The 22,863-nt window shown below is 75.0% G+C and carries 19 protein-coding genes; 11 read left to right on the top strand and 8 right to left on the bottom strand.

The genetic code is table 11. From position 1 onward, the window contains the following. On the bottom strand, positions 1-1,839 hold the full coding sequence (locus tag GA0070609_RS20725) for a hypothetical protein (protein WP_088995312.1): 1,839 nt from the start codon (positions 1,837-1,839) through the stop codon (positions 1-3). A 34-nt stretch (positions 1,840-1,873) separates the two neighbouring features. Here GA0070609_RS20725 and GA0070609_RS20720 point away from each other — a divergent pair, with 34 nt between their 5' ends. Together GA0070609_RS20720 and GA0070609_RS20715 are read left to right on the top strand one after the other, a co-directional pair. After that, a complete protein-coding gene (locus GA0070609_RS20720; protein ID WP_088995311.1) occupies positions 1,874-3,262 on the top strand; it encodes an outer membrane protein assembly factor BamB family protein in 1,389 nt (462 codons plus the stop codon). Between the two features lie 76 nt (positions 3,263-3,338). Beyond that, the gene (locus tag GA0070609_RS20715) at positions 3,339-4,631 is read left to right on the top strand and encodes an outer membrane protein assembly factor BamB family protein (protein WP_088995310.1); all 1,293 of its coding nucleotides are present in this window, start codon (positions 3,339-3,341) and stop codon (positions 4,629-4,631) included. 1 nt (position 4,632) lies between these two features. Here the strand turns inward: GA0070609_RS20715 and GA0070609_RS20710 are convergent, their stop codons facing one another. Further along, the gene (locus tag GA0070609_RS20710; RefSeq protein WP_231928362.1) at positions 4,633-5,892 is read right to left on the bottom strand and encodes a peptidase C39 family protein; all 1,260 of its coding nucleotides are present in this window, start codon (positions 5,890-5,892) and stop codon (positions 4,633-4,635) included. A 147-nt stretch (positions 5,893-6,039) separates the two neighbouring features. On the opposite strand from GA0070609_RS20710, the gene GA0070609_RS20705 reads away from it, so the two are divergent. The 4 genes from GA0070609_RS20705 to GA0070609_RS20690 all read left to right on the top strand — a co-directional run bounded on the left by GA0070609_RS20705 (position 6,040) and on the right by GA0070609_RS20690 (position 9,134). Continuing rightward, on the top strand, positions 6,040-6,708 hold the full coding sequence (locus GA0070609_RS20705) for a response regulator transcription factor (protein WP_088995308.1): 669 nt from the start codon (positions 6,040-6,042) through the stop codon (positions 6,706-6,708). Between the two features lie 239 nt (positions 6,709-6,947). Next, positions 6,948-8,156 carry a sensor histidine kinase gene (locus GA0070609_RS20700; RefSeq protein ID WP_088995307.1) on the top strand — a complete coding sequence of 403 codons (1,209 nt, stop codon included), beginning with the start codon at positions 6,948-6,950 and terminating at the stop codon, positions 8,154-8,156. Positions 8,157-8,313: 157 nt separating this feature from the next. Further along, positions 8,314-8,721 (top strand): VOC family protein, encoded by a 408-nt coding sequence (locus tag GA0070609_RS20695; protein ID WP_088995306.1) that lies wholly within the window; start codon positions 8,314-8,316, stop codon positions 8,719-8,721. Next, on the top strand, positions 8,718-9,134 hold the full coding sequence (locus GA0070609_RS20690; RefSeq protein WP_088995305.1) for a VOC family protein: 417 nt from the start codon (positions 8,718-8,720) through the stop codon (positions 9,132-9,134). Before GA0070609_RS20695 ends, GA0070609_RS20690 begins: the two co-directional genes overlap by 4 nt. A 67-nt stretch (positions 9,135-9,201) precedes the next feature. On the opposite strand, the gene GA0070609_RS34915 is transcribed toward GA0070609_RS20690, so the two are convergent. The 4 genes from GA0070609_RS34915 to GA0070609_RS20670 all read right to left on the bottom strand — a co-directional run bounded on the left by GA0070609_RS34915 (position 9,202) and on the right by GA0070609_RS20670 (position 15,069). Continuing rightward, the gene (locus tag GA0070609_RS34915) at positions 9,202-10,062 is read right to left on the bottom strand and encodes a DUF3824 domain-containing protein (protein WP_088995304.1); all 861 of its coding nucleotides are present in this window, start codon (positions 10,060-10,062) and stop codon (positions 9,202-9,204) included. Between the two features lie 157 nt (positions 10,063-10,219). Next, positions 10,220-12,289, bottom strand: coding sequence for a 3-hydroxyacyl-CoA dehydrogenase NAD-binding domain-containing protein (locus tag GA0070609_RS20680; protein WP_088995303.1), 2,070 nt, complete (start codon positions 12,287-12,289; stop codon positions 10,220-10,222). Further along, positions 12,286-13,479, bottom strand: coding sequence for a thiolase family protein (locus GA0070609_RS20675; protein ID WP_088995302.1), 1,194 nt, complete (start codon positions 13,477-13,479; stop codon positions 12,286-12,288). Before GA0070609_RS20675 ends, GA0070609_RS20680 begins: the two co-directional genes overlap by 4 nt. Before the next feature lie 258 nt (positions 13,480-13,737). Continuing rightward, the gene (locus GA0070609_RS20670; RefSeq protein WP_088995301.1) at positions 13,738-15,069 is read right to left on the bottom strand and encodes a ribonuclease D; all 1,332 of its coding nucleotides are present in this window, start codon (positions 15,067-15,069) and stop codon (positions 13,738-13,740) included. A gap of 212 nt (positions 15,070-15,281) precedes the next feature. Here GA0070609_RS20670 and GA0070609_RS34540 point away from each other — a divergent pair, with 212 nt between their 5' ends. After that, entirely contained in the window at positions 15,282-16,667 is a 1,386-nt protein-coding gene (locus GA0070609_RS34540; protein ID WP_088995300.1) for a S1C family serine protease, read from the top strand. Positions 16,668-16,751: 84 nt separating this feature from the next. Beyond that, positions 16,752-17,540, top strand: coding sequence for a hypothetical protein (locus GA0070609_RS20660; protein WP_088995299.1), 789 nt, complete (start codon positions 16,752-16,754; stop codon positions 17,538-17,540). Between the two features lie 67 nt (positions 17,541-17,607). Here GA0070609_RS20660 and GA0070609_RS20655 read toward each other — a convergent pair whose 3' ends face one another. Then, on the bottom strand, positions 17,608-18,180 hold the full coding sequence (locus tag GA0070609_RS20655) for a DUF3000 domain-containing protein (RefSeq protein WP_088995298.1): 573 nt from the start codon (positions 18,178-18,180) through the stop codon (positions 17,608-17,610). Between the two features lie 160 nt (positions 18,181-18,340). On the opposite strand from GA0070609_RS20655, the gene hemE reads away from it, so the two are divergent. The 3 genes from hemE to hemQ are packed head-to-tail and all read left to right on the top strand — an operon-like array spanning position 18,341 to position 21,560. After that, the gene (gene hemE, locus GA0070609_RS20650) at positions 18,341-19,447 is read left to right on the top strand and encodes a uroporphyrinogen decarboxylase (RefSeq protein ID WP_088997871.1); all 1,107 of its coding nucleotides are present in this window, start codon (positions 18,341-18,343) and stop codon (positions 19,445-19,447) included. A 5-nt stretch (positions 19,448-19,452) separates the two neighbouring features. Next, complete coding sequence (hemG, locus tag GA0070609_RS20645) at positions 19,453-20,862, top strand: protoporphyrinogen oxidase (RefSeq protein WP_088995297.1); 1,410 nt, start codon at positions 19,453-19,455, stop codon at positions 20,860-20,862. Beyond that, entirely contained in the window at positions 20,859-21,560 is a 702-nt protein-coding gene (hemQ, locus tag GA0070609_RS20640) for a hydrogen peroxide-dependent heme synthase (protein WP_088995296.1), read from the top strand. Before hemG ends, hemQ begins: the two co-directional genes overlap by 4 nt. Positions 21,561-21,740: 180 nt before the next feature. Here the strand turns inward: hemQ and GA0070609_RS20635 are convergent, their stop codons facing one another. Continuing rightward, the gene (locus GA0070609_RS20635) at positions 21,741-22,823 is read right to left on the bottom strand and encodes a lytic polysaccharide monooxygenase auxiliary activity family 9 protein (protein WP_088995295.1); all 1,083 of its coding nucleotides are present in this window, start codon (positions 22,821-22,823) and stop codon (positions 21,741-21,743) included. Positions 22,824-22,863: the final 40 nt, after the last annotated feature.

Below are 22,863 nucleotides of genomic sequence, written 5' to 3'. Positions count from 1 at the left end.
TCAGGGCACCAGCGGGCGGACGTCCCAGAGCCACACGTCGTCGACCCGCTGCGGCGGGCCGAGCAGGGCGGTCACCAGCTCGCGCAGCACCGCCTCGCGCGGGTGGGCCCCGAGCACCACCACCGACGCCTTCCAGAAGCGCAGGTCCTCGACCGCCTGGCGGCGGTTCTCCTCGGTCAGCGCCGGCACCGTGCCCTGGTCCATCGTGGTGTAGATCAGGCTGCTGGTCGGCCGGTTCGGCGCGCCGAACACACCCTCACCCAGCTCGTTCGGGCCGATGAAGTAACCGCCGGGAATCGGGAACGCGTGCTGGGTCAACGCGCTCCAGCGCAGCGTGGGCAGGCCGTGCACGTTGCTCGGGATCGGCACCGGCACCAGGGTGCGACCCTGCGGCACGTACGGCCGCCAGCCGCCGGCGGTGATGAAGTGCGGCGGCGGGTCGACCGGCTGCGCGGGCAGCGGACGCGGGACGAGCGGCAGCACCGCCAGCGCGATGGCGGCGTAGCCGACCGGCCGGACCCAGCGGCGGCGCGGCCGGGTCGGTGCGTCCGCCTCGCCGGTGCGTTGCGCGGGCACCGGCGGGCGGCCCACCCCGGACACCGCCTCCCAGGCCAGCGCGAGCAGCACGCCGACGGCGGCCACCACGACCAGGGCCAGCCGGGTCGGCATCATCATCTCGACCAGCGGCAGGTCGTCCGGGACGTACGCCCACGGGCCGTCGGTCTCCGTCTCCATCCCGTCGAACCGCACCTTCGGGCCGATCGAGGCCACCGTGAAGACCACCACGAGCACGGCCAGGATCCGGGCGGCGAACCAGCGGCGGACCAGCAGCACCAGCGCCACCAGCGACAGCAGCACCAGCGGCCAGCCGAACCAGGTGTTCTGCTCGGTGAGCCCGATGGTCTGCTCCACCGCCTCGTCACCGGCGACGGTGTCCCGGGCGAAGGTGACGAAGGCCTTGAGGTCCTCGCCCCAGTTGTGGAACACCCCGCCCTGCAACCCCCGGTAGGACTGCGGGCCGTTGAACTGGAACCAGATCGGGTACGCGGTGAGCAGCAGCGCCAGCCCGCCGCCGACACCGAGCGCGGCGGCGAAGGTGCCGGCCATCGCCCACGCCCGGCGCGGCCGCATGACCGCGTACGCCAGCACCACGACCAGGCAGGCCAGCGCGGTGAGCAGCAGCATCTCCTCGTTGATGAAGATCTGGTACGCGACCAGCAGGCCGAGCACGACGCCGTTGCGCCGCCAGCGGCCCGGCTCGCCCAGCCGCAGCACCCGCACCACGATCAGCGGCAGCAGGAAGTTGGAGACGAAGTTGGGCTGGCCGTTGGCGTGGTGCACGATGCCGGGCGCGAAGCCGAGGAACGCGCCGCCGACGAAGGCCGCCGCGCGGGAGCGCACCAGGTGCCGGGAGAGCGCCCAGTACGCGGTGCCGGCGGTCGCCGCCAGCGCCGCGCCCAGGTAGAGCGCGTACATCACCTGCGGGCCGAGCAGCATGGTCAGCGGCGCCAGCGGCAGCGTCACCCCGAGCAGCGAGGTGTTCGCCATCATGTTCACCCCGTCCGGGGCGTTCTGGCGGGTGGTGAAGAGCGGGTTCTCCAGGTGCCGCACCGAGTACGCGCCGTGCGAGAAGAGCCACTCGAACCAGCTGTGGTCGGTGGGCAGGTGCGACGAGACCCGGTGCTGCACGTCCACCCAGTAGTTGAGACAGACGAGGACGCCGAGCGCCAGGTAGGCGGCCACGGCCAGCACGTCGGCGCGGGCCGGCCGCCAGCGGGAGCGCCGGGACGGCCGCGCCGCGACTGGGTCGGCAACTCGGGTCGGTGCGGGGTCTACCATCGGCGCAGCCACGACGCGCCATCGTACAGGCGTGATGCGTCGCATTTGCCGGCCCGGTACGGCCCTGGCCGGTTCGCCGGGCGCGGGGGCCGACGGGGAGGACGACGTGACGCTGATCGACCTCGGTGACCTGCGCGACGCGCCGGAGCCGGAGCGGACGGCGCCACCCCGCCGCCTGCGGCCGGCCGGTCGTCCACTGCGGACGGTGCTGCTGCTGGCGCTGGTACTGGCGGTGGCGGCCGGCGCGACCCCGCCGCCGGGTCGGGTCACGGCCGTCGTGCCCGGCTCCGCTTCCGCACACGCCTTCCTCGCCGGTGACCGGCTCTACGTCGTGCGGCCGGCGGAGGGGGTCACCGACGGCAGCCGCGACCTGCTCGCCTACCCCCTGCCCGAGCGGGCGACGGCCACCCCGCAGCGGCCCGCGCCGCTGTGGCGGGTGCCCATGCCGCGCGCCGGCGACCTCTGGGGATTCCATGCCCGCGACGGGGCGGTGCTGCTCTCCGTCGCCGGATTCGGCGGCTCCCGAGGCGACACCATCGTCCTCGACGCCGACACCGGGCGGACGCGGTGGCAGCAGCCCGGCCTGGCCTGGCTGGACGCCCGCGGCCGGCTGCTGCTGGAGACCAGTGGCCGCGACGGTACGGGCACGCTCCGGTCGGTGGACCTCGCGTCGGGTCGGGCGCTGTGGTCGCTGCCGGTCCCGTCGCAGGGAGCGCAGTACCGGGGCCGCGACGGCCTGATCGAGCAGGTCGTGGTCATCGACGGCGGGCGGGTGGAGATCTACGACGCCGGCACCGGCGTGCTGGTGAGCCGGAACGAGCTGCCGATGGGCGAGCCGGGCGGGCAGGAGCAGCCGGACGTGTACCCCCAGGTCATCGGGGACCTGTTGGTGGTGGTGCGGCAACCGGCGGGGCGGGTGACCGCGTACGAGCTGGACGGGCTGCGGCGGCGCTGGGAGGCGGAGCTGCCGCTGGTGGAGTACCTCTACCCCTGTGGTGCCCTGCTCTGCGCGGCCGGGCGGACCGGTGGGATCCGGATGGTCGACCCGGCCACCGGCCTCCTCCGGTGGAGCGACCCGAGCCGCACGGCCCTGCTGAGCGTGCGGGGTGGCGCGATGCTCGCGTTCGCGCCGACCCCGTCGGGGGCGGACCGGGTGGTCGTGGTGGCGGCGGCGACCGGCCGGGAACTCGCCGACCTCGGCGCCTGGCAGCTCGTGCCGTCCCGGTCGGTGGACGACCGGGTCGTCGGGACCCGGCCGGTACCCGGTGGCGGGTTGCTGGTCGCCGAACTGGACCCCGCCACCGCCCGGGCGCGGCGGCACGACGTGCTCCGGGACGTGGCGGGGGACTGCCAGCTCGAGGAGGACCTGATCCTGTGCCGTCGACCGGGCGACGGCTTCCTGGTGCGGCGGCTGCCGTCATGAGCGAGCGGAGTGAGCGAATCAGCAGGCTCAGCGCGGTGGTGCCTCGTGGCGGCACGCAGCGCAGCGGGGTGCCAACATGAGCGGCGACGTGGTCATCGACCTGGGGGAGCGGCCGCGCGGCCCCGAGCCCGAGCTGTTTGCCGGCCGGCCTCGACCGCCGGCCCGCTGGTGGCGGGTGGCGCTGCCGCTGCTGCTCGCCCTGGGCACGCTCACCGCCGGCGCGGCCCCACCGACGGGCCCGCCGACGGTGACCGTGCCCGCGACCGATCCGGCCGACTTCCTGCTGCTCGGTGACCGGCTGCTGGTGCTGCAGGGGCTGCTGCCGACCGACGGCGCGGCCCGGGAGATGGTCGCGTACCGGCTGCCGGGCGGGGAGCCGCTCTGGCGCCGGGCGCTGCCGGACGACGACGTCCCGATGGGACTGACCGTGCATGGCGACCTGCTCCTGGTCAGCACCGGGTCACCCGACGGCGAAGAAGCGTCCACCAGTGCCCTCACCCTCGACGGCGGCGAGCCGCGGTGGCAGCGGCCGGGTCGGGCGCTGCCCGTGGCGGGCGGCGGGGTGCTGCTGGAGACGCACCGGCCGGGGCCGGGGTACACGGTGCGGGCGGTGGACCCGGCCACCGGGGAACCGGGCTGGGCCGTGCCGGTGGCCGCGGAGGGCTTCGCCGCCTACCGGTACGCCGGCGGGGGCGTCGACCTGGTCGCCGCGGTCTCGCCCGCGGGGCGGGTGGAGCTGCACGACCCGGCTACCGGCGCCCGGCTCGGCGCGGCCGACCTGCCGAGCGTCGGGCAGGCCGGGAACCGTTACCTGGAGCTGATCGGGGACGTGCTGCTGGTCGGCGACGGGACCGGCGGGATCGCCGGCTACGACGTGCCGTCGCTGCGCCGGCGCTGGGCCCTGCCACCCGACCCGCAGATGGGCTGGGCGAGCCCGTGCGGACCGGGGGTCTGCCTGCACCGGCCCGACGCCGGGGTGCGGGTGGTCGACCCGGCGACCGGGCGGACCCGCTGGGCGGACCCGCGCTGGTCGCACCTGGTGCTGGTCGGTGACCGGCTGCTCGCCGAGGCGGGCCGGCCGGACGACCGGGAGGACCGGCCGCTGGCGGTGCTGGATCCGGCCACCGGCCGGGTGCTCGGTGAGCTGGGCCGCTGGCAGGCACTCTGGGAGTGGCCGGCGGCTCAGCCGCGGTACGGGCTGCGCCGGCTGGCGGACGGGCGGATGCTGCTGGCCGAGCTGGACATGGCGGCCGCCCGGACCAGGGTGCTCACCGTGCTGCCCTCGTGGGCGCGGCGGTGCGGCGCGCAGGCCGGCACGCTGGTCTGCCAGGCGCCGGAGAACACGCTGCGGATCTGGCACCTGCGGTGAGTCACCAGTTGGCCTGCGCCGGGGCCGGTGGCAGCGGCACCCCGGCCGGGCGGACGACGTACGCCACGCCGCCGCTGCCGGCCTGCCAGACCGCCTCGAACCGGTCCCGCTCCACGGTGCGGCGCACCCCCTCGTCGTCGGCGGCGTACGGGTCGTTGAGCACCGGGTCGCCGGCCGCGGTGAAGCCGACCAGCACCATCAGGTGCCCCCGGGTGTCGTAGTCCAGGCCCGGCACCTCGCCGGCCCGGAAGGCGGCGGAGACGATCAGCGGGATGCCGGCGGCGACGAACGCCTCCGCCTCGGTGAGGGAGCGCAGCCGGGTGACGAAGGCGTCCATCCCGTGCAGCCCGGCGTAGGCGGTGTTGAACGGCCAGTTCCCGGCCCCGGCGTAGGCGTGGTCGTAGCAGTGCCGGGCGGCGTGCACCACCACCGGGCGGGGGCCCGGCGGGCGCACCCAGGCGTACCGCTCGGGGGCCGGGGCGGCACCCCAGAAGGCGAGCACCATCGAGGTGCAGGTGGGGCTGCACCAGGAGTCGCCGCCGCCACCCCACTGCCGGTGCTCGCCGGCGTGCAGCCGCTGCGAGTACGGGGGCACGTCGAGCACGGTGCCCCAGCCGGGCCGCCGATCGGGTGCGCCGGTCGGCGTCGGGGCCACCAGTGCCGGGCGGACGCCGTCCGGGCCCGGGGCGTCCGGGCCGCCGGCCGGGGGCCGGGCCGCGGCGACGACCGGCCGACCGGAGGCCACCGCGCCGACGGAACGCAGCACCGGGCCGGCCGCCGCGCCGACCGGCCGGAACAGGGTCACCCGGGCCTGCCAGCCGGTGACCGTCGCGTCGCCGACGACGAGCGTGTCGGTGTCCACCCGGGCGTCCCCGTCGCGCTGCCCGGGCACCGAGGTGCGCCGCACCGTGGCGTCGTCGGCGGCCCAGTCGGCGAGCAGGTACCAGCCGGTGGTCGGGCGGCCGTCGTGCCAGCCGCGCAGCTCGACCCGGAGCCAGCAGCCCGCCGGGCTGTCGGCGGTCCAGGACGGCACCACCTCGTGCACGGCGAAGCCCACCGGCACCGGCGGGGTGGTCCAGCTGCCCCACTCGTACGTCGCGCTGCTGCCGTCGGCGAGCGGGTGCTCCTGGCGGCCGGCCGGTTCGGCCAGCGCCAGGCCCCCGGCCGCCGCGCGTACCCCGGCCGCCTCCCCGTCGGCCAGGTCGCCGGGCAGCCGGAAGCCCTGGTAGGCGATGTCCCGCCGGGCCGCCGCGTCGGTCATGACAGGTCCGTCCGTTCCGTAGTTTCCCGCCAGCAGCATTACGTACGACGAAGGTTTTCTGCAATGGCGGCCGACCGGGACGGCGCGGGACGCTGGTTTGGCGGCCGGCACTAGGTTGTCGGGTGGTCAGCGGCGAGGAGGACCGGGATGCGGGTGCTGGTGGTCGAGGACGAGCGGAACCTCGCGGACGCGATCGCGCGCGGGTTGCGCCGGCGCGGCATGGCGGTGGACGTCGCCTACGACGGCGACAGCGGACACGAGCTGGCCTTCGTCACCCGCTACGACGTGGTGGTGCTCGACCGCGACCTGCCCGGCATGCACGGCGACCAGATCTGCGCCGAGCTGGCCGCCTCCGGGACGCTGACCCGGGTGCTGATGCTGACCGCAAGCGGCACGGTGGCCGACCGGGTGGAGGGGTTGCAGCTCGGCGCGGACGACTACCTGCCCAAGCCGTTCGCCTTCGACGAGCTGGTGGCCCGGGTGCAGGCGCTCGGCCGGCGGGCCACCCCGGCCGCGCCGCCGGTGCTGTCCCTGGCCGATCTGGTGCTCGACCCGGCCCGCCGGGTGGTGACCCGCGGCGGCGTGCCGGTCGACCTCACCAACAAGGAGTTCGGCGTGCTGTGCGAGCTGCTCAAGGCACGCGGCGCGGTGGTCTCCAGCGAGGAACTGCTGGAACGGGTCTGGGACGCCAACACCGACCCGTTCACCACCATCGTCCGGGTCACCGTGATGACCCTGCGCAAGAAGCTCGGCGACCCGCCGCTGATCGAGACGGTGGTCGGCGCCGGCTACCGCACGGCCGAGGTGGAGGCATGAGTAGCCCAGTGAGTGAGCGAATCATCGGGCTCAGCGCGAAGGTGCCTCATGACGGCACGCAGCGGAGCGGAGTGCCGGCATGAGCGAGCGGAGCGAGCGAATCATCAGGCTCAGCGCGAAGGTGCCTCATGGCGGCACGCAGCGGAGCGGAGTGCCGGCATGAGCGAGCGGAGCGAGCGAATCATCAGGCTCAGCGCGAAGGTGCCTCATGGCGGCACGCAGCGGAGCGGAGTGCCGGCATGAGCGAGCGTACGGGCCGCCGGTCCCGCCTGCGGCCCACCCTGCGGCTGCGGCTGACGCTGCTCAACGGCGTGCTGCTGGTGGGCGCGGGGGCGATCCTGGTGCTGCTGGCCTGGCTGCTGGTCCGCGACGCGCTGCGCCCGACCGACGAGCTGCTCCCCGGCACCACCGTGGTGCTCGCCGACGGGCGGACGCTGGACGCCGCGCAGTGGCAGCGGCAGCTGGTCGACGCCGCCTCCGCGGAGCTGCTGGCCAAGGGGCTGGTCGCGCTGCTGGCGATCAGCGTGGTCGGGGTGGCCGGGGCGTACGCGGTGGCCGGGCGCGCGCTGCGGCCGCTGCACCAGGTCACCGCCACCGCACAGCGGCTCGGCGAGGCCACCCTGGACCAGCGGATCGGCTACTCGGGCGCGGACGACGAGGTGGCCGAGCTGGCCAAGACGTTCGACGCGATGCTGGACCGGATCGCCGCCGCGTTCGAGGCGCAGAAGCGGTTCGTCGCCAACGCCTCGCACGAGCTGCGGACCCCGCTCGCCGTGATGCGCACCGAGATCGATGTGACGCTCAGCGACGACGAGGCGGACACCGCCGAGTACCGCCGGATGGCCACCGTCGTCCGGGACGCCTCCGAGCGGGCCAACGGGCTGGTCGACGCGCTGCTGGTGCTGGCCCGCAGCGAGGCGCAGGCCGGCCGCCGGCTCGGCCGGCGCACCGAGTGCGACCTCGCCGCCGGCACCGCCAACGCCCTGTCGGCGGTGCGCCGGGAGGTGGAGCGGATCGGGCTGCGGGTGCAGACCTCGCTGGAGTCGGCGCCGGTGGTCGGCGATCCCGGGCTGCTGGACCGGCTGGCCGGCAACCTGGTGGAGAACGCGGTCCGCTACAACCACCTGCACGGCCGGCTCTGGGTGCGCACCGGCTCCGACGGGTGCCGGTCCTGGCTGGTGGTGGGGAACACCGGGTTCGAGGTGGACCCGGCCGACGTGCCGGGGCTGTTCGAGCCGTTCCGCCGTGGCGGTCGGGAGCGTACCGGCGCCCGCGGCTCCGGCCTCGGGCTCTCCATCGTCCGCGCGGTCTGCGACGCGCACGGCGGCACCGTGCAGGCCGTCGCTCAGCCCGGCGGCGGCCTGGAGGTGACCGTGACGCTGCCGGCGGCGGACGCGGCCCCGGCGGTGACCGCCGAGGAGCACGCCGGGCCGGCGGGGAGCCGCTGACCGGGGTTGCGGCCACTGCCGGGCGGATGGAAAGATCACGCCGTCAGCCCGAGAGCGGAGGGGGGTGCGTCGAATGTCCATCGTCATGACATCCGCGCCCCGTCTCGCCGGCTGACGCTCACGCACTCGGGGCGCCTCGATCACGGAGGCTTCACCCGTGTACCCACGAATCCACAACATCAGTTTCGACTGCCACGACACCTACGCCCTCGCCGGCTTCTGGTCGGCGGTGCTCGGCTACGGCCGGCACGCCGACGACGTCCCTGGTGACCCGGAGGCGGTGCTGCTGCCACCGGACGGCGCCGGTCCGAACGTGTTCTTCCAGCAGGTTCCCGAGGCCAAGTCGGTCAAGAACCGGGTGCACATCTGCCTGGAGCCGGCCGGCCGGACCCGGGACCAGGAGGTCGACCGGGTGCTCGGGCTCGGCGCCGTCCTGGTCGACGACCGGCGGCGCGCCGACGGCACGGGCTGGGTGGTGCTCGCCGACCCGGAGGGCAACGAGTTCTGCGTCCTGCGCAGTGCGGCGGAGCGGGCAGGTACGTCCGACCTGGAGGAACAGCAGTGAGCGCACGCATCCACAACATCGGCATCGACTGCCGCGACACCTACGCCCTGGCCGGTTTCTGGGCGCAGGTCTTCGAGTGCCCCCGCCAGCCCGACGACTTCCCCGGCGACCCGGAGGCGATGCTGCTGCCGCCGGGCGGGCCGGAGGTGCTCTTCCTGGCCGTACCGGAGGGCAAGGTGGTGAAGAACCGGCTGCACCTGGACCTGGAGCCGACCGACCGGACCCGGGACGAGGAGGTCGAGCGGCTGCTCGGCATCGGCGCCACCCAGGTCGCCGACGAGCGCCGGCCGGACGGCTCGGGTTGGGTGGTGCTGGCCGACCCGGAGGGCAACGAGTTCTGCGTGCTGCGCAGCGCCGCCGAGCGGGCCGCCACCCCGGCCGCCGCCCCGGCCGGCGAGGCGCCGTCGGCCTGACCCTGTAGAACGCGGGCCGGGCTCCCGCCACCTCGGTGGCGGGAGCCCGGCCCGTCGGGTCACGGCCTCAGGAGCGCTGCTCGATCTGGCCGCGCATGCCGACGAACTCGGCCTTCGCCTTGTCCGCCGAGGAGAAGAAGATCACGATCATGCCGACGCTGCCCTTGTCGGCCCAGACGCAGACGCCGAGCTCCACCGCGTCGGTCTTGCCGTCGCCGCAGCGGGCGTCGCCGCCGAGCGGGCCCGGGTCGACATCGGCCATGTTGCTGACCGCCAGCTCGGCGGAGAGCCCGTTGACCGCGTCGTCGAGTTCCTTCTTCGGGTCGGCGATCAGCCCGGACGCGGCGGCCACCATGACCAGGTCCTGCTTGGCCGGGTCGCCGTAGAAGGCACCGACGGCGCTGGTCTCGTTCTGCACCGTCGACTTCATCTCGCTGACCATCTGCTCGGAGAGCGAGGCGAGTTCGGTGTCGGTGAGCTGCGGGCGGCCGGCCAGGGTGGCCGGGGCGACCACCCGGGTCTTGGCGGCGTCCACCGCGTCGCCCACGTCGTCCTTGACCGCGAACCAGGTGACCGCGGCGCCGCCGAGGCAGAGCACCAGCACCACGGCCAGCACGATCAGCACGATCTTGCCGGCGCCGGACTTCTTCTTCGGCGGCGGGCCGGCGGGCGCGTACGGCTGACCGGGCTGGGCGGGCGGGTAGCCGCCCTGCGGCGGGTAGCCACCGGACTGCTGCGGGTAGCCGCCGGACTGCTGGGAGGGGTAGCCGCCGGATTGCTGGTGCGGGTAGCCACCGGGCTGCTGGGACGGGTAACCGCCCTGCTGCGGCGCCGGGTAGCCCCCGGGCTGCTGCGGTGTGGGGTAGCCCCCGGACGGGGGCGGGTACGAGCCGTGGTCCCCGTAGGGACTGGCCGGCGGTTGGGACATCAGTCAGCTCCAGATCTGTCGAGTCGGAGCGATCCTAGTGACGCCGATCAAGACGGCGCTGCCCGGCTACCGACACGGTGGGAAAGACGACCGCGGTGACCGATCGCGTCCGTCGAGGACGCGACCGACCACCGCGGTCGCGGGGGAGCGGGGGGGATCAGGCGGGCAGGCTGGCGGCTCCGCGCGGCAGGAACCGCCGGCCGGTGACCCGCTCGCTGGTGCCGGTGCGGTCCAGGTACGGCGTCACGCCGCCCAGGTGGAACGGCCAGCCGGCGCCGAGAATCATGCACAGGTCGATGTCCTGCGCCTCGGCCACCACGCCCTCGTCGAGCATCAGCCGGATCTCCTCGGCCAGCGCGTCGAGCGCGTTCTGCCGTACCTGCTCGGCGGTCAGCGGCTGGTCGCCGACCACCAGCAGCTTCGCCACCTCGGCGTTGACCTCGTCGTCGACCACGATCGGCTGGCCGGAGTCGGCGATCCGCTTGAGGTTCTCGCTGACCCCGAACCGGTCCGGGAACGCGCCGTGCAGGGTGCCACCGACGTGGTACGCCACGGCCGGCCCGACCAGCTGGAGCAGGGCGAGCGGGCGCATCGGCAGGCCCAGCGGGTCCAGCGCGCTGTTCGCCACCTCCAGCGGGGTGCCCGCGTCCACGGCGGCGAAGACCGTGCCGAGGAAGCGGGTGAGCAGCCGGTTGACCACGAATGCCGGGGCGTCCTTGACCAGCACGCAGGACTTCCGCAGCTGCTTGCCGACCGCGAACGCGGTGGCCAGCGTGGCGTCGTCGGTGCGCTCGCCCCGAACGATCTCCAGCAGCGGCAGCACCGCCACCGGGTTGAAGAAGTGGAAGCCGACCACCCGCTCCGGGTGCTCCAGGTCGGCGGCCATCGCGGTGACCGACAGGCTGGAGGTGTTGGTGGCCAACACCGCCTCTGGCTTGACGATCTTCTCCAGCTCGGCCCAGACCTGCTTCTTGACGTTCAGGTCCTCGAAGACGGCCTCGATGACGAAGTCGGCGTCGGCGAAGACGGACTTGTCCACCGAACCGCTGACCAGGCCGTACAGCTTGGCGGCGGTGCCCTTGTCCATCCGGCCCTTGCTGACGGCCTTCTCGATCTGGGTGTGCACGTAGCCGACACCCTTGTCGACCCGGGACTGGTCGAGGTCGGTCATCACCACCGGCACCTGGAGGCGGCGGGCGAACAGCAGCGCGAGCTGGCTGGCCATCAGGCCGGCGCCGACGATGCCGACCTTGGTGACCGGGCGGGCCAGGCCCTTGTCCGGCGCGCCGGCCGGCCGCTTGGCCCGCCGCTGCACCAGGTCGAAGGCGTACAGGCCGCTGCGCAGCTCCTCGGAGAAGACCAGGTCGGCCAGCGCCTCGTCCTCGGCGGCGGTGCCGGTGACGAAGTCCGCGTCCTTCGCCGTCTCCAGCAGGTCCAGCGCCTTGTACGCGGCCGGGACCGCGCCGTGCAGCCGCTGGTCGAGGGTCTGCCGGGCGAAGTAGAGCACGCCCGCCCACATGTCCTTGTCGACCTCGGGCCGGGTCACCGTGACCTCGCCGCGGACCACGCCGGCGGCCCACTCCAGCGACCGCTCCAGGAAGTCCGCCGGCTCCAGCAGCACGTCCGCGATGCCCAGCTCGGCAGCCTGCTTCGGCTTGAGCATCTTGTTCTGCATCAGCGGGTTCTGGATGATCACCTGGGTCGCGGCCGGGATGCCGATCAGGTTCGGCAGCAGCTGGGTGCCGCCCCAGCCGGGCACCAGGCCGAGCGAGACCTCGGGCAGGGCCAGCGCCGCGGCGCCGCCGGAGAGGGTCCGGTAGTGGCAGTGCAGGGCCAGCTCCAGGCCGCCGCCCATGGCCGCGCCGTTGACGAACGCGAAGGTCGGGATCTGGCTGTCCTTGAGCCGGGCGAAGACCCGGTGGCCGAGCCGGCCGATCTCCAGCGCCTGCTCGCGGTCGGCCAGCGCCGGCAGGCCGACGATGTCGGCGCCCACGCAGAAGACGTACGGCTTGCCGGTGACCGCGATGAACGCCGGGTTCGCCGCCAGCGCGGCGGTGATCGCCTCGTCGAGGCTGGTCAGGCCGCCCGGCCCGAAGGTGTTCGGCTTGGTGTGGTCGAAGCCGTTGTCCAGGGTGATCAGGGCGGCCGGCCGGTCCAGCCCCGGCACGTTCACCTGGCGCAGCAGCGCCTTGGTGACGACCTCGTTCGGTGCCGCGAGCGCGCTCACTTGTTGCCCTCCCAGTGGGGGTTCTCCCAGATCACGGTGCCGCCCATGCCGATGCCGATGCACATGGCGGTGAGGCCGTAGCGGACCTCGGGGTGCTCGGCGAACTGCCGGGCGAGCTGGGTCATCAGCCGTACGCCCGAGGAGGCCAGCGGGTGGCCGATGGCGATCGCGCCGCCCCACGGGTTGACCCGCGGGTCGTCGTCGGCGATGCCGAAGTGGTCGAGGAAGGCGAGCACCTGCACGGCGAACGCCTCGTTCAGCTCGAACAGGCCGATGTCGTCGATGCTCAGGCCGGCGATGCGCAGCGCCTTCTCGGTCGACGGGATCGGGCCGACGCCCATCACCTCGGGCTCGACGCCGACGAAGCCGTACGACACCAGCCGCATGGCGACCGGCAGGCCCAGCTCGCGGGCGGTCTCCTCGGCGGCCAGCAGGCTGGCGGTGGCGCCGTCGTTCAGGCCGGCCGCGTTGCCCGCGGTCACCTTGCCGTGCGGGCGGAACGGGGTCTTCAGGGTGGCGAGCTTCTCCATCGAGGTGTCCCGCGGCGCCTCGTCCACCGTGGCCAGTCCCCAGCCGGCCTCCGGGTCGCGGATCGCGACCGGCACCAGGTCGGGCTGGAGCTTGCCGTTGGCGTACGCCTTCGCGGTCTTCTGCTGCGAGGCGAGCGCGAACGCGTCGGTGCGCTCCTTGGTGATGTGCGGGACCCGGTCGTGCAGGTTCTCCGCGGTCGCGCCCATGACCAGCGCGGACGGGTCGACCAGCTTCTCGGCGATGATCCGCGGGTTCGGGTCGACGCCCTCGCCCATCGGGTGGCGGCCCATGTGCTCCACGCCGCCGGCGATGGCGATGTCGTAGGCACCCATGGCGATGCCGCCGGCGACGGTGGTCACCGCGGTCATCGCGCCGGCGCACATCCGGTCGATGGCGAAGCCGGGAACGGTCTTGGGCAGGCCGGCCAGCAGGGCGGCGGTCCGGCCGATGGTGAGGCCCTGGTCGCCGATCTGCGTGGTGGCGGCGATGGCGACCTCCTCGACCCGCTCCGGCGGCAGCTGCGGGTTGCGGCGCAGCAGCTCGCGGATGCAGCGGATCACCAGGTCGTCGGCGCGGGTGTTGGCGTACATGCCACCCGCCTTGCCGAACGGGGTACGGACGCCGTCGACGAAGACGACATCCCGAACTTCACGGGGCACTTGAGAGCCTCCTTTTCGACCATGATCCGGTCGCCGCGCCGCCGGGCGGCGCGCGGGCCGAATGAAGGTCGCCGGCACGGGCGTGGTCCCTCGGATGCTACTCGCCAGTAACCAAACCCGACACCACCCCCCCTGTGGCCCACCCCACACCCCTCCCACCCGCCCTGTCCCCGTTGATCATGAGGTTGGCGGCGGAGTCGATCTCCGTGACTGCCGCCAACCTCATGATCAACGCCGGTCGGGCCGGGGGGCCGGGGGTTAGGGGGTGGTGGGGGGTGGGGGTTGGAGGGCTTCGGCGAGGGCGGGGAGGAGGAGGCGGATCTGCCACTCGCGGGCGTTGAAGCCGCGCAGCGTGTCCGCCACCGCCTGCTCGGTGATCTCCTCCGGCGGGACCCAGGCCAGCCGGCGCACCGAGTCCGGGGCGATCAGGTTCTCCGGCGGCAGGTTGTGCTCGCCGGCGACCCGGGTCACCACCTCCCGGCACCGAACCAGCCGGGCCGCCGCCACCGGGTCCCGTTCCGCCCAGCGGTGCGGCGGCGGCGGGCCCTCGGCCGCCGGCGTCACCGGCAGCGCGTCGTCCGGCAACTGGCGGGCGTCGTCCAGCGCCGCCAGCCAGGTGCGGGCCAGTCGGCGTACCGAGCGGCCGCCGAAGCCGGGCAGGGTGAGCAGGGTCTGCTCGTCCTTCGGGTCCAGCTCGGCCGCCGCGATGATCGCCGAATCCGGCAGCACCCGGCCCGGAGCCGCGTCCCGCCGGGCCGCGATCTGGTCCCGGGCGTACCACATCGAGCGGACCCGGGCCTGCGCCCGCGCGCCGCGTACCCGGTGGATGCCGGAGGTGCGCCGCCAGGGCTCGGCGCGCACCCGCGGCGGCCGGGCGCCCGTGCGCACCAGCGCGGCGAACTCCTCGGCCGCCCACTCGCTCTTGCCCTGCCGGGTCAGCTCCGCGTCGAGCGCGTCGCGCAGGTCGGTGAGCAGTTCCACGTCGAGCGCGGCGTAGGTCAGCCACGACTCCGGCAGCGGCCGGGTCGACCAGTCGGCTGCCGAGTGGTGCTTCTCCAGGCTGAACCCGAGTAGCTGCTCGGTCAGTGCGGCCAGGCCGACCCGCTCGAATCCGGCCAGCCGGGCGGCCAGTTCCGTGTCGAAGAGCCGGCGCGGACGCAACCCGAGCTCGGCCAGGCAGGGCAGGTCCTGGCTGGCCGCGTGCAGCACCCATTCGGCCTCGCCGATGACCTCGTCGAGGGCGGTCAGGTCGGGCAGCGGCAGCGGGTCGACCAGCGCCGTGCCGGCGCCGGCACGGCGCAACTGGACCAGGTAGGCACGCTGGCTGTAGCGGTAGCCCGAGGCGCGCTCGGCGTCCAGGGCGACCGGGCCGGTGCCCGCCGCGAAACGGGCCACGACCTCGTCAAGCTCGCGCTGCGTGGCCACCGGCTCAGGGGTGCCCTCCCGCGGAGCGGTCAGCGGTACGGGCCCGCCGGCGGTCGGGTCGTCTCCCGCGTCCGCCGGCTCCGGCCGGGCCGACGGCGGGTCGTGCGGTGCGTTTCCCGTACGGCTTTCGGCGGCCCGACGGCGCAGGGGTGGTTCGTCGGTCACCTGACAACCCTAGTGCGCCACCGGATTCCGCGGGTGCAGCCGGGGTCCGGCGTGTGTCGGTCAGGTGACCCTCAGGCGTCCCGACGGGCCGGACATCGGGGAAGACAAACCCCGATCGCGCAGGTACGGTCCATCCGGCCGCCCCGCTGGTGCGTGTTTCCCAGCCGGGGCGGCGGCCACTGGGGGCGGCTACGGGGGAGGGCGTGGCGAACATGACTGCGGGCTACGGGTCGGCGGGTACCGGACCGGCGGGGGGCGACGGCTCGGGCGGCGCGCCGCCGGACGGGAGTTACGGCCGGCCCGGCCCACTGCCGCCCCGGGTCGAGCCGCCCCGGCCGCCCGCCGCGGCGTACCCCGCGGGTCAGCCGGCCGCCCCGCCGGCCGGGGGCGGTTGGTCCCCGCCGCAGCAGGGGCAGTGGGGCCGATCGGCCGGTGCGCCGCCGGCCGCCAGCCCGGCCTACCCGCCCGCCGCCGCGCCCGGCCATCCGCCGGCCGGCAGCCCCGGCACCCCGCCCAGCTACCCGCCGACCACCGGCCCTTCGCCGGCCGCCGGTCCCGGCACCCGGTCCGGCTATCCGCCGGCCGGCGGCGCCGGCAGCTCGCCGGGCACCTCGTCGGCCGCCGCGCCCGGTCAGCCGCCGGCGGCCGGCCCGGGCAACCCGCCGACGCCGACCTATCCGCCCGCCGGAGCGGGCTACCCGCCGCCGGCCGGACCTGCCTACCCGCCCGCCGCCGGCCCGACCTACCCGCCGGCCGGATCGTCGGGCCTGCCGACCGCCGGCGGCGATGCCTGGTCGGGGGCGGTCCCGGCCGCTCCCCGCCCAGGCCGCTGGCGCACCATCACGCTCGCGGTGCTGGTGGCCGTGCTGGCCGTGGCGACCATCGTCCAGGCGATCCAGATCCACCTGCTCTCCGACCGGCTCGGCGACACCGGGCGCCGGCTGGACAGCGCCCAGGCCGCCGACGGCACCCGGTTCGACGGGCTGGAGCAGCGGGCGGGAGCGCTGGAGAAGCAGGCCGGTGCCGCGTTCAACCCGGAGGCGGTCGCCAGCGCGGTGCTGCCCAGCGTGTTCCGGGTGCGGGCCGGTCAGTTCACCGGCACCGCGTTCGCGATCGGCAAGCCGGCCGCCGGCGGCGGCACGAACCTGTTCACCAACTTCCACGTGGTGGAGGCGGTCTGGGACGGCGGTGGCCGGGAGGTCTTCCTGGAGCGCACCGACCAGCGTTTCCCCGCCACCATCGTCAAGGTCGACGAGGCCAACGACATCGCCCACCTGCGCACCACCAGCAAGTTCACCGGGCTGGTGGCGGCCCCCGCCGCGGTGAAGTCCGGCCAGCAGATCGTCGTGGTCGGCGCCCCGCTCGGGCTGGAGGACAGCGTCACCACCGGTGTGGTGAGCGCGTTCCGCAAGGCCGAGGGCGGCGACGGCCCGGTGATCCAGTTCGACGCGCCGATCAACCCCGGCAACTCCGGCGGCCCGGTGGTCAACGGCAGCAAGCAGGTGGTCGGCATCGCCACCGCCAAGGCCCGGGACGCCGAGGGCATCGGTCTCGCCGTACCGATCAAGACCGCCTGCGACGGCTTCAAGATCTGCTGACCCCGGTCAGCCACCGACCCGTACCGATCCCGGTCCGGCGGGCCCACCCTGCCCGGACCACGCGCACCTGGAGGAAGAGCAGAGATGTCCCAGCCACCGACCGGGCCGGGCGGCTACCCGCCGCCGTACCCGCCGCAGCCGCCGGCCGCGCCCGGTCAGCCGCCCGCGGGCGGCACCGTGTACGGCGCCGGCCAGCCCGCGCCGCAGCAGTACGCCGGCGTTCCGCAGTCCACGCCCCCGGCGCCGCCCGCCACCGCTCCCGCCCCGACCGGGTACGCCCCGACCGGCGCGTCCTACGGCGGCCCGGCCGCCGCGCCGGCCGCCTCCGGGCCGGGGTACGGCCAGCCGATGTCCGCGCCGCCGATGTCCGGCCCGCCGATGTCCGGCCCGCCCATGTCCGGCCCGCCGATGTCCGGGCCGCCCGGTTCGGTGCCGCCGTACGGCGCCGCACCGGCCGCCGCGAAGGGGCGCACCGTGCTGGTCCTGGCCGTGGTGGCCGGCCTGCTCTTCGTCCTCGGCGGGGTGATGACCGGCCTCTTCGTCACCACCAGCGGCAAGCTGGACCGGACCGAGAAGCAGATGGCCAGCCAGGTCAGCCAGCGGGACGGCACCATCGCGGCGAACGCCACGGAGATCGAGAAGCTCAAGGCCGACCTGCAGAGCGTGCAGGACAAGCTGGCCGACACCGAGCAGGACCTGACCGGCACCCGTAACGACCGCGACGAGCAGGCCCGGCAGAAGAAGATCATCGCGACCTGCCTGGACAAGCTCACCACCGCGCTGAACGCGGCCGCCACCGGCAACCGTGCCGCCTTCGACAAGGCCAACAAGGGCCTGGACAAGGTCTGCAACGAGGCCGAGGACTACCTCTGACCCGGCGGGTCTGACCCGGCACGTCGGTCGTGGGCCTGCGGTGCGCCGCACGCCACGACCGGCGGGGTCAGGCGGCGCCGGCGGGGCGCCGCTCGGGCAGGGCGGTCACCCCGGGCGGCGGCAGGCCCGCGGTCGAGGCGAGCAGCGCGCACCAGGCGAGCAGGTGCGGGGCCAGGTCGTCGTCCACCGGCGTCCAGGAGGCGCGGATCTCGATGTCGCCGGCCGCAGGCGGGCCAGCCAGCTCGCCGAACCGGGTCGACATGGTCTGGGTGACCGTGCCGCCGATCGCCCGGTGCCGGGCGTCCTGGGCGTCCAGGGCGTCGGTCAGCCAGGTCCAGCCCACCCCGGGCAGCAGCGGGTCGGCCGCCAGGTCGACCTCCAGCTCGGCGGTCACGTAGGTGACCAGTCGCAGCGTCCCCTGCCAGGCCTCGTGGCCGGCCGGGTCGTGCAGCAGGATCAGCCGCCCGGCGGCCACCTCGTCGCCGTCGCGCAGCACGGCCGCGGAGAGCGCGAAGGCGTACGGGGCGAGCCGCTGCGGCGCGCCCACCTCCTCGAGCACGATCTCGGGCCGGGGTGCCGCCGACCGCAACCCGGCGACCGCGCGGGCGAAGGTCTCCGGAAGCGCGATCGGGGGGGCCATGCCGGCAGCCTATGCCCGCGTCCGGCCGACGACCGGGACGGCACGCCGAGCGGGGCGGCCGCGCACCGGGCCGGCCCGGCCGACCAGAGGCGTTCGGCCCCCTCGTTCCACATCACAAAAGGCGGCGGTGGGCGCGGGCGACAGCGGGCACCGTGGCACGATGGCCGCGATGACCACCGACACCACGGGCACCGCCGCCCGAGACGAGGCACCCCGCCCCGGCGGACCGGCCGACTCGCCCTTCGTCCGGGCCTGCCGGCGCCGGCCGGGCCCGCACACCCCGGTCTGGTTCATGCGTCAGGCCGGCCGGTCGCTGCCGGAGTACCGGGAGATCCGGGCCAACGTGGGGATGCTGGAATCCTGCCGCCGCCCCGAGCTGGTGGCCGAGATCACCCTCCAGCCGGTGCGCCGGCACCGGGTGGACGCCGCCATCCTGTTCAGCGACATCGTGGTGCCGGTCGCCGCCGCCGGGGTCGACCTGGACATCGTGCCCGGCACCGGGCCGGTGGTGGCCGAGCCGGTGCGCACCGCCGACGACGTCGAGCGGATCCGCCCGATCACCCGGGCCGACGTCTCCTACGTGGACGAGGCGGTCCGGTTGCTGGTCGCCGAGCTCGGCGACACCCCGCTGATCGGCTTCGCCGGGGCGCCGTTCACGCTGGCCAGCTACCTGGTCGAGGGCGGCCCGTCGCGCACCCACGCGAAGACCAAGGCGCTGATGTACGGCGACCCGGAGCTGTGGCACGCGCTCTGCGCCCGGCTGGCCGAGGTGACCCTGGCCTTCCTGCGGGTCCAGGTGGACGCCGGGGTCTCCGCCGTGCAGCTCTTCGACTCCTGGGCCGGCGCGCTGTCGGAGGCCGACTACCGCCGCTACGTGCTGCCGCACTCGACGGCGGTGCTCTCCGGCCTGGCCGACGCCGGCGTGCCGCGGATCCACTTCGGGGTGGGCACCGCCGAACTGCTCACCGCGATGGGCGAGGCCGGCGCGGACGTGGTCGGCGTCGACTGGCGTACGCCGCTGGACACCGCGACCCGGCGGATCGGCCCCGACAAGGCCGTGCAGGGCAACCTCGACCCGGCCGTGCTGCTCTCCCCGTGGCCGGTGGTCGAGGCCGAGGTGCGGCGGATCCTGACCGAGGGGCGGGCCGCCCCCGGGCACGTGTTCAACCTCGGCCACGGCGTGCTGCCGGAGACCGATCCCGACGTGCTGACCCGGGTGGTCGCGCTGGTGCACGAGCTGTCCGCACGCCCGGCCGACGGGAGCTGAGCCCGGTGGCGCAGCCGTGGCGGGTGGCGGTGGTGGGCGGCGGGATCGCCGGTCTGGCCGCCGCGGTCCAGCTGCGCGACCGCGCCCCGGACGGCACCGAGATCACCGTGTACGAGCAGTCCGGCGCGCTCGGCGGGAAGCTGCGCACCGGCGAGCTGGCCGGCCAGCCGGTGGAGTTCGGCGCCGAGTCCTTCCTGATGCGCGACCCGGCCGGCGGCGAGTCCGCCGCGGTCGCCCTGGTCCGCCGGCTCGGGCTGACCGACCGGATCGTGCACCCCACGGTCGGGCGGGCCGCGCTCGCCCTGGCCGGACAGCTGCGGCCCATCCCGGGCGGCACCCTGGTCGGCGTACCCGGGGACCTGGCCACGGTGACCACGGTGGCCCGACCGGACGCGGCGGCCGACCGGGACGAGGGCCGTCCGCTGCTCGGTCCGGACGCCGACGTCAGCGTCGGCGCGCTGGTCCGGTCCCGGTTCGGCGACGAGGTGGTCGACCGGCTGGTCGACCCGATGCTGGGCGGGGTGTACGCCGGCCGGGCCGACGACCTGTCGCTGGTCACCACGATGCCCGCGCTGGCCCGCGCCGCCCGGGTGGAGCACACCCTGGTCGGCGCCGTCCGGGCCGCGCAGGCCGCCGCGCCGCGCGCACCCGGCGCCCCGGTCTTCGGCACCCTGGCCGGCGGGCTCGGCACCCTGGTCGAGGCGGCGGCCCGGGCCAGCGGTGCGACGCTCCGCCGGAACGCGGCCGTCCGCGAGCTGCACCCGACGCCGGACGGCTGGCGGCTGACCGTCGGCCCGACCCGGGACGCGGAGCAGGTCGAGGTCGACGCGGTGGTGCTCGCCGTGCCGGCCCGCCCGGCCGCCCGGCTGCTCGCCGGGCCCGCGCCGGAGCTGGCGGACACCGTCGGCGGGCTGGACTACGCCAGCGTCGCGCTGGTCACCCTGGCGCTGCCCGAGCCGGAGCTGCCGGAGCTGTCCGGCTTCCTGGTGCCGAGCACCGAGGGGTTGCTGATCAAGGCGTCCACGTTCTTCACCACCAAGTGGGGGCACCTGCGCCGGCCGGACGGGCTGGCGCTGGTCCGCGCCTCGGTCGGCCGGTACGGCGAGGAGACGTTGCTGCAGCGTACGGACGAGGACCTGGCGGCGACCGTGCACCGGGAGCTGTCGGCGGTGCTCGGCGTTCCGCTGCCCGCCCCGGTGGACGGGCACGTGCAGCGGTGGGGCGGTGCGTTGCCCCAGTACACGCCCGGGCACGCCGGCCGGGTCGCCGCCGCCCGGGCGGCCCTGCGGGTGGGGCACCCCACCCTGGCGCTGGCCGGCGCCGCGTACGACGGGGTCGGCATCCCGGTCTGCGTGCGCTCCGGGGCGACGGCGGCCGACGAGATCATCACAGCACTGGAGGGATCGGCGAGATGACCGAGCAGACCAACGCGGCCCGGCTGCGCGAGCTGAACGCGACCATCCGCTACACGATGTGGTCGGTGTTCCGGGCCAGCAGTCCGCTGCCGTCGCTGCGGGACAACGTCACCGGCGAGGTCGAGGCGCTCTTCGAGGAGTTGGCCGGCAAGGACGTGGTGATCCGGGGCACCTACGACGTGGCCGGGCTGCGCGCCGACGCGGACCTGATGATCTGGTGGCACGCCGAGTCCAGCGACGCGCTCCAGGACGCGTACCTGCGGTTCCGCCGGACCACGCTGGGCCGCGCGCTCACCCCGGTCTGGTCGCAGATGGCGCTGCACCGGCCGGCCGAGTTCAACAAGAGCCACATCCCGGCGTTCCTGGCCGGCGAGGAGGCCCGCGCCTACCTCTGCGTCTACCCGTTCGTCCGCTCCTACGAGTGGTACCTGCTGCCGGACGCGGAGCGGCGCGAGATGCTCGCCGAGCACGGCCGGATGGCGCGCGGGTACCCGGACGTGCGGGCCAACACGGTCGCCTCGTTCGCGCTCGGCGACTACGAGTGGATGCTCGCCTTCGAGGCCGACGAGCTGCACCGGATCGTCGACCTGATGCGCGACCTCCGTGCCTCGGGCGCCCGCCGGCACGTCCGGGAGGAGATCCCGTTCTACACCGGTCGCCGCCGGTCCATCGCCGACATCGTCAACTGCCTGGTCTGAGTTCCGTCCGGCGGCCGCGTCGCGTGCCGGGCGACGGCCCGGACCGGATCCGGCGATGGTGTCGCACCTCCGGTTCGACCGGCTGGCCGGCCGGCCCGGCTGACCGCGCCCGATGGTGTGGGCCGCGCTGGCCGGCCGGGGCCGCGTCCGGAGGCAGGGGGACGCGGCCCCGGCCGGGGATCAGCCGCCCGTCGTGCAGGTGAGCATCGGTGCGGTGTTGCTGCTGCCGTTCCACGAGCCGAGGAAGCCGAAGGTGGTGCTCGCCCCGGCGCCGAGGCTGCCGTTGTATCCGACGTTGCGTGCGACGATCCGGTTTCCGCTGGTGTCGACCGTGGCGTTCCACGCCGAGCTGACCTGCTGGCCGTCGGCGTACGTCCAGGTCACCGACCAGCCGCTGATCGGCGATCCGCCGTTGGTCACCTGCACCTCACCCTGGAAGCCGCCGGCCCACTGCCCGGTGACCCGGTACGTCGCCGTGCACGCTCCGGCCGGCGGCGGGGTGGTCGGCGGGGGAGTGGTGGGCGGCGGCGTGGTGGGTGGCGGGGTGGTCGGCGGCGGCGTGGTGGGCCCGCCGCCACCGGAGAAGTCGACGTCGCTGCACAGGTAGTACGACTGGTCGAGGTGGCTGGCCTGCCAGATGGTGTACACGATGTGCCGGCCGGTGCGACCCGGCGCGTTCGCCGGGATCTCGATGGAGACACCGTTGGTCTCCGGCTTCCACTGCGACGCCGGGGTGTTGCCGATCTGGCCGACCAGTTCCAGGTCGTCCCAGCCGAGCGGCTCGGTGAGCGCGTCGAAGCCCTGCCGGGTCACGTACACCCGGATGTAGTCGGCGCCGTGGCTGGCCTGGTCGTACAGGCGGACCCGGAAGCTGTTCGACACCGGCGTGGTCTTCCAGGCGCCGACCGTGTCGAGCGCGTTGTACCGCCCGCCCTCGGTGCGGCCGCCGCTGCACAGCTGGCCGTTCGGGATGGCCGCCTGGTGGTTGCCGGCGACGCCTTCGCGGAACAGGCCGTTCCAGTTCCACATGGCGTTCGGATTGGCCTGCCAGGCCTGCCAGCACATCGGGTCCTCGGTGGCCATCCGGGGATTCTGGAAGTCGCTGCCCCAGCGCTGCCAGCAGCCGTAGTTGCGGGACGCGGGGTCGACCACGGAGCCGTGTGCGGAGACCGGGTTGGCCAGCGCCGTGGTCAGCAGGAGGACGGCGGCCGCCGCGACGGCGAGCAGCCACAGGACGCGTGGTTTTCGGAGCTGAGTGGACAAGGGGAGCCCCCAGGGCAGAGGTCGGACGACGACGCCCGGA

The sequence above is a fragment of the Micromonospora echinaurantiaca genome (assembly GCF_900090235.1).
Classification (GTDB): Bacteria; Actinomycetota; Actinomycetes; order Mycobacteriales; family Micromonosporaceae; genus Micromonospora; species Micromonospora echinaurantiaca.
This window is presented reverse-complemented; position numbering and strand designations above follow the sequence as displayed.